The organism is Kitasatospora sp. P5_F3 (assembly GCF_054049135.1).
On sequence record NZ_JBFUMY010000052.1, the window covers coordinates 1 to 15,898 of the forward strand.

At 71.7% G+C, this 15,898-nt stretch carries 16 protein-coding genes; 10 read left to right on the plus strand and 6 right to left on the minus strand.

All coding sequences use genetic code 11. The annotated features are described in order from the left end of the window. The 4 genes from ACXJMZ_RS26135 to ACXJMZ_RS26150 all read right to left on the minus strand — a co-directional run. Positions 1–1,868: ANTAR domain-containing protein (locus ACXJMZ_RS26135; protein WP_457032484.1), on the minus strand; the 1,868-nt coding region annotated here is incomplete at its 3' end. Between the two features lie 105 nt (positions 1,869–1,973). Beyond that, positions 1,974–2,363 carry an ATP-binding protein gene (locus tag ACXJMZ_RS26140; RefSeq protein WP_457032485.1) on the minus strand — a complete coding sequence of 130 codons (390 nt, stop codon included), beginning with the start codon at positions 2,361–2,363 and terminating at the stop codon, positions 1,974–1,976. Positions 2,364–2,394: 31 nt separating this feature from the next. After that, on the minus strand, positions 2,395–2,724 hold the full coding sequence (locus ACXJMZ_RS26145) for a DUF3040 domain-containing protein (protein WP_457032486.1): 330 nt from the start codon (positions 2,722–2,724) through the stop codon (positions 2,395–2,397). A gap of 50 nt (positions 2,725–2,774) precedes the next feature. Next, positions 2,775–2,948, minus strand: coding sequence for a hypothetical protein (locus ACXJMZ_RS26150; RefSeq protein WP_457032487.1), 174 nt, complete (start codon positions 2,946–2,948; stop codon positions 2,775–2,777). A 650-nt stretch (positions 2,949–3,598) separates the two neighbouring features. Between ACXJMZ_RS26150 and ACXJMZ_RS26155 the strand changes: the two genes are divergently transcribed. The 3 genes from ACXJMZ_RS26155 to ACXJMZ_RS26165 all read left to right on the plus strand — a co-directional run bounded on the left by ACXJMZ_RS26155 (position 3,599) and on the right by ACXJMZ_RS26165 (position 7,121). Continuing rightward, on the plus strand, positions 3,599–4,144 hold the full coding sequence (locus tag ACXJMZ_RS26155) for a hypothetical protein (RefSeq protein ID WP_457032488.1): 546 nt from the start codon (positions 3,599–3,601) through the stop codon (positions 4,142–4,144). Between the two features lie 47 nt (positions 4,145–4,191). Further along, positions 4,192–6,369: a hypothetical protein gene (locus ACXJMZ_RS26160; RefSeq protein ID WP_457032489.1), complete on the plus strand. Its 2,178-nt coding sequence runs from the start codon at positions 4,192–4,194 to the stop codon at positions 6,367–6,369. Between the two features lie 188 nt (positions 6,370–6,557). Then, a complete protein-coding gene (locus tag ACXJMZ_RS26165) occupies positions 6,558–7,121 on the plus strand; it encodes a hypothetical protein (protein WP_457032490.1) in 564 nt (187 codons plus the stop codon). A gap of 16 nt (positions 7,122–7,137) precedes the next feature. Here the strand turns inward: ACXJMZ_RS26165 and ACXJMZ_RS26170 are convergent, their stop codons facing one another. Further along, a complete protein-coding gene (locus ACXJMZ_RS26170; RefSeq protein WP_457032491.1) occupies positions 7,138–7,281 on the minus strand; it encodes an RICIN domain-containing protein in 144 nt (47 codons plus the stop codon). A 123-nt stretch (positions 7,282–7,404) separates the two neighbouring features. On the opposite strand from ACXJMZ_RS26170, the gene ACXJMZ_RS26175 reads away from it, so the two are divergent. Then, positions 7,405–8,172, plus strand: coding sequence for an SDR family oxidoreductase (locus ACXJMZ_RS26175; RefSeq protein WP_457032492.1), 768 nt, complete (start codon positions 7,405–7,407; stop codon positions 8,170–8,172). 14 nt (positions 8,173–8,186) lie between these two features. Here ACXJMZ_RS26175 and ACXJMZ_RS26180 read toward each other — a convergent pair whose 3' ends face one another. Beyond that, the gene (locus ACXJMZ_RS26180) at positions 8,187–9,149 is read right to left on the minus strand and encodes a LysR family transcriptional regulator (RefSeq protein WP_457032493.1); all 963 of its coding nucleotides are present in this window, start codon (positions 9,147–9,149) and stop codon (positions 8,187–8,189) included. Positions 9,150–9,247: 98 nt separating this feature from the next. Between ACXJMZ_RS26180 and ACXJMZ_RS26185 the strand changes: the two genes are divergently transcribed. From ACXJMZ_RS26185 to ACXJMZ_RS26210, 6 genes are read left to right on the plus strand one after another with little or no spacing between them, the layout of a single operon-like run. Continuing rightward, positions 9,248–10,933: an ABC transporter substrate-binding protein gene (locus tag ACXJMZ_RS26185; protein WP_457032494.1), complete on the plus strand. Its 1,686-nt coding sequence runs from the start codon at positions 9,248–9,250 to the stop codon at positions 10,931–10,933. Beyond that, on the plus strand, positions 10,930–11,811 hold the full coding sequence (locus tag ACXJMZ_RS26190) for an ABC transporter permease (RefSeq protein ID WP_457032495.1): 882 nt from the start codon (positions 10,930–10,932) through the stop codon (positions 11,809–11,811). The genes ACXJMZ_RS26185 and ACXJMZ_RS26190 overlap by 4 nt, the downstream gene beginning before the upstream one ends. Further along, positions 11,808–12,800 (plus strand): ABC transporter permease, encoded by a 993-nt coding sequence (locus tag ACXJMZ_RS26195; RefSeq protein WP_457032496.1) that lies wholly within the window; start codon positions 11,808–11,810, stop codon positions 12,798–12,800. The genes ACXJMZ_RS26190 and ACXJMZ_RS26195 overlap by 4 nt, the downstream gene beginning before the upstream one ends. Further along, a complete protein-coding gene (locus ACXJMZ_RS26200) occupies positions 12,797–13,609 on the plus strand; it encodes an ABC transporter ATP-binding protein (protein ID WP_457032497.1) in 813 nt (270 codons plus the stop codon). Before ACXJMZ_RS26195 ends, ACXJMZ_RS26200 begins: the two co-directional genes overlap by 4 nt. Beyond that, entirely contained in the window at positions 13,606–14,598 is a 993-nt protein-coding gene (locus tag ACXJMZ_RS26205; protein ID WP_457032498.1) for an ABC transporter ATP-binding protein, read from the plus strand. The genes ACXJMZ_RS26200 and ACXJMZ_RS26205 overlap by 4 nt, the downstream gene beginning before the upstream one ends. After that, a complete protein-coding gene (locus tag ACXJMZ_RS26210) occupies positions 14,598–15,878 on the plus strand; it encodes an alpha/beta fold hydrolase (RefSeq protein WP_457032517.1) in 1,281 nt (426 codons plus the stop codon). Before ACXJMZ_RS26205 ends, ACXJMZ_RS26210 begins: the two co-directional genes overlap by 1 nt. Positions 15,879–15,898 lie beyond the last annotated feature (20 nt).

Here is a 15,898-nt window from a genome sequence, read left to right on the forward strand (position 1 = left end):
ACCGTGCCGTCCGGCAGGGTCAGGGTGTCGTACCAGTCGCCGCCGACCTGACCGTCGGCCTCCGCCGGGAGGTAGCGCACGGCCACCTCCAGGCCGGGCGCGGCCGGGCCGCTCGGCACGTCCGTCAGCGCATGTTGCAGCGCCCGTACCGCCCGGTGCTCCGCCGCCGTCTGCCGGACCTGTTCGGCGAGCCGGGCCCGGGTTTCCGCGAGCCGTTCCTCGGCCCGGCGCCAGGCCGTCACGTCCTGGACGACGCCGCGCACCGCCAGCACCTCACCGACCGCCCCTCCCGCGACGCCCTCGGCCACCGCCCGCACCGACCGGGTGTTCCCGTCCGCCGACCGGACCCTGAACTCCAGTGCGGCGTCCGCCACTTGGCCCGTCCGCAGCAGCTCGGCCTGCCGCCGGACGGCCTCCTGGTCGGCCGGCGCGACGGCGGCCGTCGCCCGGGCGACGGCGAGCGCGACGGCCACGTCCGGGAGTTCGATGCCCAGCAGCCGGTACACCTCCGGCGAGCAGTCGAAGGTGGCACTGCCGACGTCCCACTGCCACGTCCCCAGGCCGGCCAGTCGCTGAACCTGCATCAACTGCCTTTCCCGGCGCTCCTGTTCGTCGTGCGTGCGCCAGCTGACCAGCACCCCGTCCAGGAACGGCGTGGCGTGCAGCGTCATGGTGGACGCGTGCACGGCACCGCCGACCACCTCGATGAACTGCTCCGCCTCGCCCTCGTACGGGACCCCGCTGACCGCGACGTCCAGCAGCTGCCGGAAGGTGCCGGAGGCCACCATCCCGGGGTAGAGCTCGGTGACACGCCGGCCGACGATGTCCTCGCCGGTACGGCCCGCCAGGTCCACCGTCGCCGCGTTGGCGTGCTCGACCCGCAGGTCGGTCGCCTTGCCCCCGGGCTCCCGGACGGCGTGCAGGATCAGCACCGGATCGAGCAGCGCGTCCAGCACCGCCCGGAACCACGGCGCACTCGCCGAGACCGGTGGCCCGGCCTCCTCCGCGCTCGGCGACAGCACCCGCAGCAGGTGCGCCGCACTCAGCCGTACGACGGCCGACAGGTAGCGCTCGTCCGCCCGGCCGGGCCGGAACTCCCCCGGCCAGCCCAGCTTCACCGCGCCGATCAGCTGCTCCCCGGTCCGCAGCGGGAGGGCGCAGACCGTCTCGCCGGGCACCAGGTCCTCGCCGGTCAGGTCGGGATAGCGGGCCGCGAACTCGGTCCGGTCGCGCACCCAGACCGGTGTGCCGCTGCGTACCGCGTCGGTCAGCGGCAGCGACATCTGCGGCGGAATCCGCTGCCACTGGCTGAGCTGCTGCGCGGGGACGCCGTGGCTGCCGACCAGCCGCAGTGCGCCGTCGGGCTCCAGGACCAGCAGGGCGACCGCGGCGACTCCGAGCTGCGCCAGCGACGCGTCGGTGAGCAGGGCGGCCACCTCGTCGGGTGTGTCGGCCGAGCCCAGGGCGGCGGAGGCCAGGTGGTAGCGGGCCGCGAAGTCCGGGCCCAGCGGGGTGGGCCGCGGCTCGGGTTCCGGCGACGCACGTTCCGGCGACCCGGCGACAGACCGTTCGACAGCCTGCTCGACGACGGGCGACATCACGATCGGGAGATGCTCGGCGGCGTCCGGCGGCGCGACCACGCCGAGCAGGTCCGCCGCGATGTCCACCAGCTTGCGATTGCCGCCCTGGGAGAGCTGGACCAGCCGGCCGAACGCCTCCTCCGGACTGCACGACAGCCGTTCGGCCAGCATGCCCTTGGCCTGCTCGATCACGGCCCGGGTACGCATGGCCCGACGCTGACCCTCGACCTCGCTGCGCAGCCGGTCGATGGTGGTCTGCAACTCCGCCTGCTCGATGTCCCCCGGCATCGCCCGCCTCTTCTCCGCTGCCGGGTGAGCGCTGCCCGGCAGCCCTGCTGGACGCCTGTGACGATGCCTCAAGGGTAGGCCCGGCCGACGTACGAACGCAGCGTGTCAGCGGTAGGGCAGCGTGGTGGCGACGACCTTCCCGGTGCTGGTCCGCAGCACGTGTACGCCACGCCCGAGCGCCGTCACCACGGCCAGCCCGAAGCCCGAAGGACCGGGCCGGGGCGGTGCCCGGAGCAGCTGGGGGCTGGTGTCCTCGACCGCCACGTCGACGGTGACCCCGGGAGTCACCACCACGCTGAGCCGACACGGGCCTGGCGCGTGCAGGCAGGCGTTGCCGACCAGTTCGCAGACCACCAGCTCGACGTCCCCACGGGTCCGCGCGCTCAGCCTGCCCTCGCCCCGGTCCGCGAGCTCGCGCAGAAAGCCGCCGGTGGCCGCGCGCGCCGCTCGTACCGAACCGGGCCGGCCGTCCAGCTCGACCTGCAGCGAAGGCACCTGACGCACGGTCCCACCTCCCGGTCCGGACTCACTGCCCTCGACGGCGCGCCGCCAGCCGCCGGAGCGGACGGGCGAGCAGCAGGAACAGCGTGGCCACCAGCACCAGCCCGACCGGCACCAGAGCCTGCACCGTCCGAAGCTGCGCCCCCACCACGAGCAGCGCGAGCGAGACCGCCACCGACACGGTCACCACCGACGCCGGCACCCGCGCCGCGGCCCGGAGAAGGCGATAGGGCCACCGCAGCCGGCCCCGGCGCATCGAACTCAGCTCGCGGGCCAACCGGCCGTCCTCCGCCAGCCCCGTCTCGATCTCCTCCAGAATCCTCCGCTCGTGCCAGGAGAGTGCAGGGCCATCCATCGCAGCCACCTCCGCGCCTGTCTGTCCGCGCCGCAGCGCCACCCTGTTCGTCAACGCCGGTTGCGCCGGCGGTGGAGACCGGTCGGCGGCGGCTCCCGGTCCTTGTTGCGCTGCCCCAGGACGAAGGCCACCACGATCGCCGCCACCAGAACCGCCCCGGCCCCGATCAGCCAGAGCGCGCCGACGCCGGCTTCGGCCAGCTGCATCTGCACTGCGAGATCCATCAGCATCATGTTCCGCGCCTGTCCGGACGCCCCCGTTTGAAACGCCCCCGCCGCAGGGGCTGTGGCCGCAGCCGCCTACCGGGCTGCTGACGAGGAATCATCGGTCCGGACGCCGCACTCCGGGAGAAGGTTCCGCGGATCGCGCTGGGTTCGTCCATCGCCCGGGCCTTCGGCCGTACCCCGCTGACGCTTTACGGGCGACAGCGACCGATCGGGACGGGCCGAAGAGCGGGCCCGGACGGGCGGCAGGGTCCGGGGAAGGCCTGCCACCCGTCCGGGAGTCGGTGGGGTGTCGCGCCATCAGGAGTGACGCAGGGCCGGGCGGGCGGTGGACACGGGGGAGCCCACCGTCCACCCGGCTCATATCCTTCAGCGCCCGAGCCGCCACTCGTGTCACACCACACCCGAAACTTCTTCACGCGCCCTGACCGCGCAGTGCGCCGGGACTCGCCAGCGGTCCTGTTTCGGCCACGGACGTCCGCGAAAGCACATGCTCGTCAAGTCCCGACGGCCTCAGCCGAGCGGCCGTGGCATGATTTCTGGTCATCTCACAGCAATGCAGCCCCTCCCCACCCTCCGCCATCGCATTCTGTATGCGACCGCATACGCATCGTGATGCCCGCCGGATGGGGGCACGCAAGGGAGCTGCCATGAGTGACGTACTGGGATTTCCCATGCTGGCTGCCTCGGCTCTCACCCAGGCCATCGGGTTCCTGTACCACCGCGCCGAGATCGTCCTCGACCGCCGCGCTGCGCGCAGAGGCACCGGCGAAGCCGGTCCGGCCGAGCCAGTGCCCGATGTGCTGGCCGGCGACCCCGGCCATGCGCTGGACTTCGATCCGGACCGCGTGACGGCGGACCTGGCCGACCGCCTGAGGTCCCTGCTGGACGCGCTCGGTATGTACGCCGAGCACGAGCAGCTGATCGACAGTCAGGACGAACGGCTGCAGCGCACGCTGGGTCGGCTTCGGGCCCTACTGGAAGAGGTGTACGGACGCCGCATCACCTTCGTCGGCGAGGACCGGCCCATGAGCGGGATGCGCATCGTCAACCGGGCCGGCGACGTCCACGGCGTCTCCCGCGCCCTGAAGGCACGCCGCGTTTCCAGTCTGGCGAACGTCGACGTTGAGCACACGGCCCAGGTCGTCCGTCGCGGTGCAGAGATGACCAGCGTCGAGATCGACGACCTGTTCTGACTCCGGGGTCGACGACCACGAGCCACCCAGCAACGACAGGGGACCCCATGGAACCTGCCACGCCCGAAGAGCCTTTCGAGCCCGGCGAAGACGCACTCGAGGACTCCGCTGTCAGGGAGGCCAAGAGGGTGCTGCGGGCCGCAGTCTCCGAGCTGCGGCAGGAGGTTCTGTTCAACTTCGGTGAGATGACCGCGGTGAAACTCACTGCGGTCCTCGGCCAACTGCTGGAACACTCGGAGCTCCCCCACCGCTACCTGCAGACCGTCCGCGCGGTCTTCGCCGAGCCCGACGGCTATCCGGCGACGTACGCGGCGCTCAAAGAGCCCGGAGCGGTCCTGGTCCTGCTCCGGGAACCGGGCGCGGGGCGCGCCTTCACCGCCCACGCGCTGCTGGCCGACCTGCACCTGCGGACCGGAGCCACGGTGGGTCCGCTGAGCTTCGGCGGCACTGCGCACTTTCCGCTGCGTCGCCTGCCGCGCGAGGAGAACGCCGGGTACCTGTTGGAACTCCCGGCAGACGAGGAGGACTTCGCGGTCGGCGCCGACTTCGGCGCGAAGCTGCACGAAATCCAGCTGGCCATCAAGGGCCGAAACTCGCGGCTGATCGTCCTGACCACACCGAAGCAGTGGCAGCGCGTCAGCGCGCAGGCCCCGGCGGACATCGTTCCCAAGCTGGGCCGTCCCGACCCAGTGAAGATCGCCAGGGCCTGGCTCGGGGCCGAGGCACCGGGCCTCGACGCAGAAGGCTGGCTCGCCGATGAGCGCATCGCCGATCTGCTGGACCGTCAGCAGCCGTCCGATGTCCTCCGGATCGTCGCGCTCATTCTCAAGGCCGATGAGGCCAAGCCGTCCGCGATGCGTTCCGATACTGACCCGAAGGGCTTCAACGCCAAGGTGCTGGACGTCGTGAAGGCCCGCACCGCGTGGCGCGAAGATCTGTTGGAGTGGCACCGGAAGCCGGGCCGGACGAGCTTCGAGCGGAACTTCCTGCTGGTGGCGGCACTGTTCCGGAACGCGTCCGTCGGCCACGTGTACGCGCAGACCGCCGAGCTCTGCAGGCGCTTCAAAACTCCCGTGTCGGTCAAGGGCCAGGAGTCGCCGGGCGTGGTCGAACTCGTCGACGAGATCGGGGCCGAACTCGGTCTCACAGCGGACACGCTCGACTTCGGACGGCCGGGGTGGGACGACGCCGTCCTCGGTTACTTCTGGATCGACCGTCCGACGGCCCGCATGACGTTCCTGTCCTGGATGGCCGACGCCCCGACGACCGGAGCCAAAGGGCTCCTCGAGTCGTTCAGCCGCGACGAGCGGCTGCTGCTGGCCAACAGGGTCGGTGCGTTCGCCGTCCGCTGGGCCACCCACCACCGGAAGTCGGACCCGCTGGATCAGATCATCTCCGCCTGGTCCAAGGACCCCGACCTGTGGAAGGCGGCAACCGACCTGATCTCCGCCGCCGCCCTCCACCCCACGATCGGTCGGCTCATCCACGAGTTCCTGCTGCGCTGGTCGAAGAGCAAGGAGAACCCGGTGCTGCGCCGGCTGGCCGTCGACGTCTGTGCCGGTGAGTTCGGCCGCCGCCACACCGGAAAGGCGCTGATCCGGCTCGGGCATGCGGCGGAGTCCGAGGAGCCTGCCGTGCAGGAGTCACTTCGCGCCGCCGTGCGCACCATCTGGTCCGACCCGACCGCACGCGAGAGCCTGTTCGCCTCGATCACCCAGTGGTGCGCACCCGGGTCGCCCCGGCTCCGTTCCGGCTGTCGGGCCTTCGCCGCCCTGGCGACCTTGACCTCGGGCGGAAGTGGTGCGGCCAACTGCTCGTCGGTGCTGCTTGTGTCGGATGACGGCGAGGAGGGCGAGTTCCAACCCAGGCTCAAGGACCTGTCCACCGGTTGGAGCGCGCTGCTGTCATCCGAGGAGGAGAAGGCGGAGGCCGCGGTCGCGTTCAACCTGTGGATGGACACCGCACACCAGCACCCAGATCTCCAGCCGCTGATCTTCGGTGCACTGCGAGGCGCCCTCGGCGCGGCCGCTCCGGGACAGGCACGCCGGCTCCGTCATCAGTTGCGAGACGTGCTGTACGAATGGCAGCCCGTCCCGGCACCGGATGCCAACCCCGCCCGGGTACAGCTGCGGCACGAACTGGCAGACCTGCTCGACCACGACCGCAGCCGCGCCGTTTCCGCCTACCACCCAAGGGCCGCTGTTCCGGCCCCGGAGGATGCGTGAGGTCACCGATGCGTCACCGCTCCTCTCTCGACCGGAATCTCACCGAGGCTGCCTGGGTCCGGGAGTTCCATGATGTCCTCGACAGTGCGGACCCGGGGCTTTCCTTCACCGCCGCCTTCCGCGTCGAGTGGCGACGCGCAGCGAACCGGACCAGCCCTGCAACTGCCTTCGGGGGTACCGCCCGAGCAGTGCGGGGTGTCGCCGAGGGGGTCGCGTCCCAACGGACCGTCCTGCGCTGCGACACCACGGAACAGGACATCAACCACGAGCTCCGATCTCGCCTTCCGTGGCACACCGGCGGCCTCGAGATCGTGTCGGCCCGCGTCTCCGTGCACGTCGACGAACACACCCGCACCAGTGCCGAGCGTGCGGCCCGACTCCGCCGGGAGATGGCACTCGAGGAACTCGAACGCCATCAAGTCGCCGCCCAGATACGGTTCATGGAGGAGGAGATCCTGCGTACTCCGGCGACGGCAAGGCTGTACCTGATGCTGGAGCAGACCCGCCACCTCGGCCACCTGCCCCCGGGCGTCGATGTCGACCAGGTCGTCCGGGAGGTCCAGCAATGGCGCCCCGACTCGACCTGGGTGGTCGTGGCACAGCTCCTGCACACCTTCGTCGACAACCTCACGTCTGCCGACCACCAGGACCTTCTTCAGACCCTGCGTGCCGTCTTCCTGGACTACGACGCGAAGGAACTCGCCGACCGCCTGCCCTCGGTTCAGGTCTCACCCGCCCCAGCAGCTGGCTGACCTGGTCGTCAGAGATTCATCGCAGAGCCCACTTCTGGTTGGCGCCGTCGTTGCAGGACCACAGCCCGAGGGCCGTGCCGTTGGCTGTTGCGGCGGCCGCGACGTCGAGGCAGAGACCGGAGTTCACGTTGGTGAGGGTGCCGTTGGCGTTCACGTTCACTGCTGGTTCCCGCCGCCGTTGCAGTCCCCTGCGTGCCGGTCACCGACTACGGTGTCCGAGTAGCCAGGCCCGGCCCGGTGACCGCGCCGTCCAGCCTGCCCGCACCTCCGTTGACTCCGAACAGTGGACGACCTCGTGACCAGCATCGACACCTCGGCCGCCGACCTGACGGGTCTTCGGGTCGCCATCACCGGCGCCTCCCGGGACTTCGGCCGGACCCTCGCCATCCGCTTCGCCGAGCGAGGGGCCGAGGTCTACCTCTCCGCCCGCTCACCGGCCGCCGCCGCCAAGGTCGCGGAGGAGATCCGCGGCCTGGGCCACCTACAGGTGCACTCCTTCGCCTGCGACCTCTCCGCCCCGGCGTCGATCCGCGCCTTCGCGGCTGCCGTCGGCGAACTGACCGACCGGATCGACGTCCTGGTCAACAACGGGTCGCGCTGGCTGGAGGGCACCGACCTGCTCGCCTGCACCGACGAGGACGTGGCCGACACCATCGCGTCCGGGGCCACCGGCACCGTGCTGACCGTACGGGCGTTCCTCCCCCTGCTGCTCGCCTCGGACCGGCCCGACATCGTGAACATGATCTCCACGGCCGGGGTGCCCGGGGTGCACCGTTCCGAGGCGCACGGCGCGTTCTACGCGGCGAAGAGCGCTCAGGCCGGCTTCGCCGGGGTGCTGTCGAAGCGGCTTCGCCCGCAGGGTGTGCGGGTCATCTCGCTCTACCCGCCGGACTTCGCCAACCCCGACCCGCTGTCCCCGCAGTGGGAGACCACCCCGCGCGGCGCCGGTGACAAGCTCACCGCCCACTCCCTGGTCGAGTGCGTCATGTTCGCGATCCGGCAGCCCCGGGACTGCTTCATCAGCGCGTTCCACTTCGAACAGGCCCCCTGACCGGGCCGGACGCTTCAGTGGACAGCCGGCCCGGACCGGCGGCCGCGCAGCCAGCGCTGGTAGGCCGGGCTGCGGGCGGCGGCGGTCCGCTGGGCTTCGGCGACGTGCTGGATCAGCTCCGGGCCCAGGTGAGCCAGCGGACCGGAGCGGTGCCAGGCGAGCAGGTGCCGGTACCAGAGCGGGTCACCGGCGATCGGGCGGACGGCGATGCCCGGCAGTTCCTCGAAGCTGGCCTGACAGAGGCTCACCGCGTGGCCGCCACGGACCAGTTCGAGCAGCAGCCGCCCCTCCACCTCGTGGACGGTGCGCATCCGGTGACCGGTCGCCAGCAGGGTGGTGGACCAGTACTCGCGGATCCGGTCGTCGTCGGGGCGCGGGGAGGCCCAGTCCTCGTCGGAGAGTTCGTCCAGCGTGACCTCCGCCCGCTCGGCCAGCCGGTGGCCGGCGGGCAGCGCGACGAAGAGCGGCTCGGTGGCGATCGGGTGGAGGTTGACGGCGGGGCAGGGAGCCAGTTCGTAACCGGGGCTGTCGCCCACCACGGCGGCGTCGAGACGGCCGTTGGCGATGTCGTCGACCAGCGGCGGCGACGACCCGTGCCCCCGGGAGACGATCCGGGCGGCGGGGTGATGGATCTTCAGGGCGGTGATCAGCCCGCCCAGCAGCGGGGCGTTGACGGAGCCGAGCCTGAGCTGCGGCACGGGCGCACCGGCCCGGGCGGCCAGCGCGGAGGCGCCCAGCAGGTCGTCGACGGTGGGCAGGACGGACCGGGCCCGGGCGAGCACCACCTCACCGAAGGCCGTCGGTACGGCGCCCGAGGGCCTGCGGTCGAAGAGCGGGCCGCCGAGCAGGTTCTCGATCCGGCGCAGTTGGGCGCTGAGCCCCGGCTGGCTGAGGCGCAGGGCTGCGGCGGCACGGCTGAGGCTCCCGGACTCGGCGATCGCGCAGATGATCCGCAGGTGGCGTAGTTCGAGCTCCATAACCCGATGCTATGGAGCGGTGGGAGCTCCCAGAAAGACCTGCGACCCTCCAATCTTGTCCCACATGTGAAATGTCATATGACATAGGAGTGGCGACAATGAGAACAAAAAGGGCTCGCCTGGCCTTGGGTGCGGCACTCGGGCTGTTGTCGACGGCGGCCTGTACGGCCACGAACGGCACCGACCCCGCCGGGGATACCGCAGCGGTGCGCGGCGGCACGCTGCACGTGCTGTCCAGCATCGACCTGGAGCACCTCGACCCGGCCCGCGCGTACGTGACGTCCAGTCAGGACGTCGGCCGGCTGATCTACCGGACGCTGACCACCTTCGCGCCCGCCCCCGGGCAGGCCGGCGGCAAGATCGTGCCGGACCTGGCGACGGACACCGGGCGCCCCAGCGACGGGGCGAAGACCTGGACCTTCACCCTCAAGGAGGGTGTGAAGTACGAGGACGGACGGCCCGTCACCAGCAAGGACGTCAAGTACGGGGTCGAGCGGACGTTCGCCGCCGAGCTGCCCGAGGGCCCGCCGTACGCCCGGCTCTGGCTGGCCGGCGGCGAGGCGTACAAGGGCCCGTACCTGAACCCGGCCGGGCTGGCCTCGATCGAGGCGCCGGACGACCGGACCATCGTCTTCAGGCTCAACCGCCCGGTGTCCGACTTCGGTTCGGCCGTGTCGCTGCCGATGTTCGCCCCGGTGCCGCAGGACAAGGACACCGGTGTCGGCTACGACAACCGCCCGTTCTCCTCCGGCCCGTACAAGATCGACAAGTTCGAGGCCAAGAAGCAGCTCACCCTGGTCCGCAACACCTCCTGGGACCCGGCCACCGACACCGTCCGCAAGGGCCTGCCCGACCAGGTGGTGATCGACCTCAACCTCGATCCGGCCGTGCTGGACCAGCGGCTGATCGCCGGTCAGGGCCCGGACGCGGACGCGGTCGCACTGGAGCCGATCGGTCCGGCCTCGGTCGGCCGGGTGCTGAACGACCCTCAGCTCAAGCAGCGGCTGGTCACCGGGGAGTCGATCAACACCCGGTTCCTCAGCATGAACACCAAGCACCAGCCGCTGGACGACGTCCGGGTCCGGCAGGCCATCGAGTACGCGCTGGACAAGGACGCCCTGCGCACCACCCGGGGCGGCCCGATCGCGGGCGAGCTCGCCACCACCCTGCTGCCGCCCAACCTGCCGGGCCACGCCTCCGAGGACCCGTACCCGAGCAAGGACGGCAAGGGCGATCCGGCGAAGGCCAAGGCACTGCTGGCCGAGGCCGGGCACGCCTCCGGGGTGGTGCTCACCCTCGACACCCCGGCCACGGCGGGCGGCAAGGCGCAGGGCGAGGCGGTACAGGCCTCGCTGGCCCGGGCCGGGATCACCGTGAAGATCAACGAGATCAGCTCCTCGGCGTTCTACTCCACCGTCGGCAGCCCGGCCCGGCAGCACGACCTGGTGATCGACGGCTGGACCCCGGACTGGCCGGGGGCCTCGACCTACCTGCCGATCCTGTTCGACGGCCGGCAGATCAGCAGCGAGGGCAACAACAACCGCGCCCAGTACGACTCCGCCGAGGTGAACAGGCGCCTGGACGAGATCGGCGCGATGGGCGACCCCGCCGCCGCGCAGGCGGCGTACGGCGAACTCGCCAAGCAGATCATGCGGGACGCGCCCGTGGTGCCCTTCCTCTGGGACAAGGCCGCCATCCTGGTCGGGCCGAACGTCACCGGGGCGTACGGGCACACCGCCTTCGTCGGCCGGCTCGACCTGGTCTCGCTGGGGCTGCGCAAGTGACCTTCCTACGAAGGCTGTTGGCCCAGCGCTCGGCGGCGCTCGCGCTGGCCGTGGTGGCCCTGCTGGTCACGGCCGCACTCGCCGCCCCGCTGGTCGGCTGGCTCACCGGCAACTCACCCACCGAGTTCCACGGCGAGGCGGTGGACTCCGCGCTCGGCGGCCTGCCGCGCGGCGCGGCGGGCGGGATCAGCGCCGAGCACTGGCTCGGCGTGGAGCCGGTGAACGGCCGGGACGTGCTCACCCGGGTGGTGTACGGCGCGCGGGTCTCGCTGCTGATCGCCGTGCTCGCCACCGCGCTGTCGGTGCTGCTGGGGACCACGCTCGGCCTGCTGGCCGGCTTCCTCGGCGGCTGGGCCGACACCGTGATCGGCCGCCTGATGGACCTGTTGATGTCCTTCCCCGGCCTGATCTTCATGATCGCGCTGATCTCGGCCGCGCCCGGCGCGGACCGTCGGCTGCTGCTGGTGGTGGTGCTCGGGTTCTTCGGCTGGCCGTACGTCGGCCGGATCGTGCGCGGGCAGGCGATGGTGCTGGCCCGGGGCGAGTTCGTGGCGGCGGCCCGGGTGCTCGGCGCCTCCCGGCGGGCCCTGCTGCTGCGCGAGGTGCTGCCCAACCTGACCGGCCCGGTGCTGGTGGTGGCGACCATGTCGATCCCGGCCTGCGTCGCCACCGAGGCCGGGCTGTCCTTCCTCGGGGTGGGCGTGCAACCGCCGACGCCCAGTTGGGGGCAGATGATCGCCGCCGCCGTGCCCTGGTACGCCGCTGACCCCGTCTACTTCCTCATCCCCGGCGCCTTCCTGTTCGCCACCGTGCTCGCCTTCAACGTGCTGGGCGACGCGGTGCGCGATGCGCTCGACCCCCGGAGCCAGCGACGATGATCCTCTACCTGCTGCGCAGACTGGCCGTCACCGCGGCCATCCTGGTGGTGATCTGCGCCATCACCTTCTCGATCTTCTACCTGATGCCCGCCGACCCGGCCCAGGGCGCCTGCGGCAAGGCGTGCAGCCCGGAGCGGATCGCCGAGATCCGCACCACCCTCGGGCTGGACCGCTCCCCGCTGACCCAGTTCACGGACTACCTGGGCGGCATCGTCTCCGGCCGGACGTACGGCACGGGCGAGCGCGCCGTGCAGTGCCCGTTCCCCTGTCTGGGCTTCAGTTTCCAGACCAGTCAGCCGGTCTGGCACCTGCTCACCGACCGACTGCCCGTCAGCATCTCGATCGCGCTCGGCGCGGCCGTGCTCTGGCTGGCGGTCGGCGTGGCGGCGGGTGTGGTGTCCGCGCTGCGGCGCGGCAGCGTGTGGGACCGCGCCGCGATGACCGCCGCACTCGGCGGGATCTCGCTGCCGATCTACTTCACCGCCCTGGTGCTGCAGTACCTGCTGGTCGTCCAACTCCGGCTGCTGCCCTACCCGCAGGCGGTCCCGTTCACCGAGGACCCGGCCGGCTGGGCGCAGTCCATGGTGATGCCCTGGATCACCCTGGCGATGCTCTACGCCGGGGTGTACGCCCGGATCACCCGGGGCGAGATGCTCGACAGCCTCGGCCAGAACTACGTGCGCACCGCCCGGGCCAAGGGCCTGCCGGAGCGCACCGTGGTGCGCCGGCACGCGCTGCGGCCCGCGCTGATGCCGATCGTGACGATCTTCGGCATGGACCTCGGCGCGCTGCTCGGTGGCGCCCTGATCACCGAGTCGGTGTTCGGCCTGCCCGGCGTCGGCAAGCTCGCGGCCGACGCGATCGCCGGTGCGGACCAGCCGGTGATCCTCGGCGTAACGCTGTTCGCCGCCGCCTTCGTGGTGCTCGCCAACCTGGCCGTCGACCTGGTCTACGCCGTACTCGACCCGAGAGTGAGGGCCGTCGGATGAGTCTGCTGACCGTACGTGATCTGACGGTGGAGTTCCGCTCCGGTGTCCGCGCTGTGGACGGACTGGACCTGGAGCTGAGTGCCGGTCAGGTGCTCGGCGTGGTGGGCGAGTCCGGCAGCGGGAAGTCCGTCACCAGCCTGGCCGTGCTCGGGCTGCTCCAGGGCGCCACCGTCCGTGGTGAAATCCGCTTCGACGGACGGGAGTTGACCACCCTCGACCAGCGCTCGCTGCGCCGACTGCGTGGCGACCGGATCGCCATGGTCTTCCAGGACCCGCTGTCCTGCCTCAACCCCTACTACTCGGTGGCCTTCCAGATCGCCGAGGCCTACCGGGCGCACCACCGGGCCGGGCGGCGGGAGGCCCACAAGGTCGCCGTCCGGATGCTGGAGCGGGTCGGCATCCCCGAGCCCGAACGGCGGGCCCGGGCCTATCCGCACGAGTTCTCCGGCGGGATGCGGCAGCGCGTGATGATCGCGATGGCGCTCTGCCTGGAACCCGACCTCTTGATCGCCGACGAGCCGACCACCGCGCTCGACGTCACCGTCCAGGCGCAGATCCTGGACCTGCTGCGCGAGCTGCGCCGGGAGGCCGGCACCGCGATCATGCTGATCACCCACGACATGGGCGTGGTCGCCGGGCTGGCCGACCAGGTCGTGGTGATGCACCAGGGGCGGGCGGTCGAACGCGGCACCGTCCGCGAGGTCTTCCACCGGCCGCAGCAGCCGTACACCCGTGGCCTGCTCGCCTGCGTGCCGCGCATCGACGGACCGCTCCCCCACCGGCTGCCCACCCTGGAGGCGACGGTATGACCGCGCTGCTCGAAACCCGCGACCTGGTCAAGCAGTTCCCCGTACGGCACGGCCTCACCCGGCGGCTCGCCGGACACGTCACCGCCGTGGACGGCGTCTCGCTGCGGGTCGACCCCGGCGAGACCCTCGGGCTGGTCGGCGAGTCCGGCTGCGGCAAGTCCACGGTGGCCCGGCTGCTCACCGGTCTTGAGCGGCCCAGCTCGGGCACCGTCCGGTTCGCCGGGCGGGACCTGGAGGCGTCGGACGACCCGGCGCTGCGCCGTGAGCTCCAACTGGTGTTCCAGGACCCGTTCTCCTCGCTCAACCCCCGGCAGACCGTCCGGCAGATCCTCGCCTCGCCGTTCCGGTACCAGGGGCTGACACCCGACGAACCGGTGGAACGGCTGCTGGAACGGGTCGGCCTGCGGCCCGAGCACGCCGACCGCCACCCGCACGAGTTCTCCGGCGGTCAGGCCCAACGTATCGGCATCGCCCGGGCGTTGGCCCTCCGGCCGAAGCTGGTGGTGTGCGACGAACCGGTCTCCGCACTCGACGTCTCGGTGCAGGCGCAGATCCTCAACCTGCTCAAGGACCTCCAGGACGAGTACGGCCTCGCCTACCTGTTCATCGCGCACGACCTCGGCGCCGTACGGCAGATCAGCACCCGGATCGCGGTGATGTACCTGGGCTCGGTGGTCGAGACCGCCGACCGCGACACCCTGTTCGCCAACCCCGCCCATCCGTACACCCGCGCCCTGCTGTCGGCGGTGCCGCTGCCCGATCCGGACACCGAGCGGACCCGCGAACGGATCGTGCTCCGCGGCGACCTGCCCAGCCCGCTCGACCCGCCCAGCGGCTGCCGTTTCCGTACCCGCTGCCCGAAGGCGGCCGACCGCTGCGCGGCCGAGCGGCCGGTGCTGCGGACGCTCGCCACGGGGCACGAAGTTGCTTGCCACTTCCCCGAGTGGAACGAGGGGAACGACCAGCACAGACCGGAGTTCGTCCAGTGATCCTGAACACCCACCGCCTCCCCGGCCTCGCCGTGACCGACCACGTCTTCACCGTGCCGCTCGACCACGCCGACCCCGGTGGCGCGACGATCGACGTCTTCGCCCGGGCGCTCGCCGACCCGGCCCGGGCGGCGGAGCACCTGCCCTGGTTGCTCTACCTCCAGGGCGGCCCCGGCGGGAAGTCCCCACGTCCGCTGAACGCCACCGGCGGCTGGCTCGGCCACGCCATGAAAACCCACCGGGTGCTGCTGCTCGACCAGCGCGGCACCGGCCGCTCAACTCCCGTCACGGCCCGCACGGCGGCCCGCTTCCGCGCCCCCCGGCGGCTGGCCGACCACCTCGCCCTGTTCCGGGCCGACTCGATCGTCGCCGACGCGGAGCTGATCAGGCGTCAGCTCTGCGGCGACGAACCCTGGGAGACACTCGGCCAGAGCTACGGCGGCTTCGTCACCCTCAGCTATCTCTCCCACGCACCCGAGGGCCTGCGCGCCTGCTACGTCACCGGCGGCCTGCCCGGCCTCGGCACCACCGCCGACGACGTGTACGCCGCCACCTACCCCCGGGTGCGCGACAAGGTCACCGCCCACTACGCCCGCCACCCCGGCGACCGCGAGCTGATCCGGCGGATCGCCGACCTGCTCGGCCGCCGCCCGGTCCACCTCCCCGACGGCGACCGGCTGACCGTCCGTCGGCTGCGTACCCTCGGCCTGCTGCTCGGTATGGGCGACGGCTCCGCCCGCCTGCACTGGCTGCTGGACGAGGCTCTCGACGCCGACGGCGAGCCGTCCGCCACCTTCCTGCACCAGGTGGCCCAGCTGACCGGGTTCACCGACAACCCGCTGTTCGCCGCCCTCCAGGAGTCGATCTACGGCCGGCCCGGCAGCGCCACCGGCTGGGCCGCCGTCCGTGCCCTGAGCGCCCACCCCGAGTTCGCCGAGGAGGCCGACCCGCTGCTGCTCACCGGCGAGATGATCTACCCCTGGATGTTCCGCGACATCACCAACCTGCGCCCGTTCGCCGAAGCGGTCGAGCTGCTCGCCCAGCGCACCGACTGGCCCGACCTCTACGACCCGGCCCGGCTCGCCGCCAACCGGGTACCGGTGGCCGCCGCCGTCTACCACGACGACATGTACGTGGACGCCGAGTTGTCACTGCGCACCGCCCGCTCGGTCGGCTCGCTCCGGGCCTGGGTCACCAACGAGTGGGAGCACGACGGCGTGACCGCCTCCGGCGACCGTGTCCTCGCCCGCCTGATGGACCTCGCCGCCGACCGGCTCTGACGCTCCCTCACCGTCAAGGA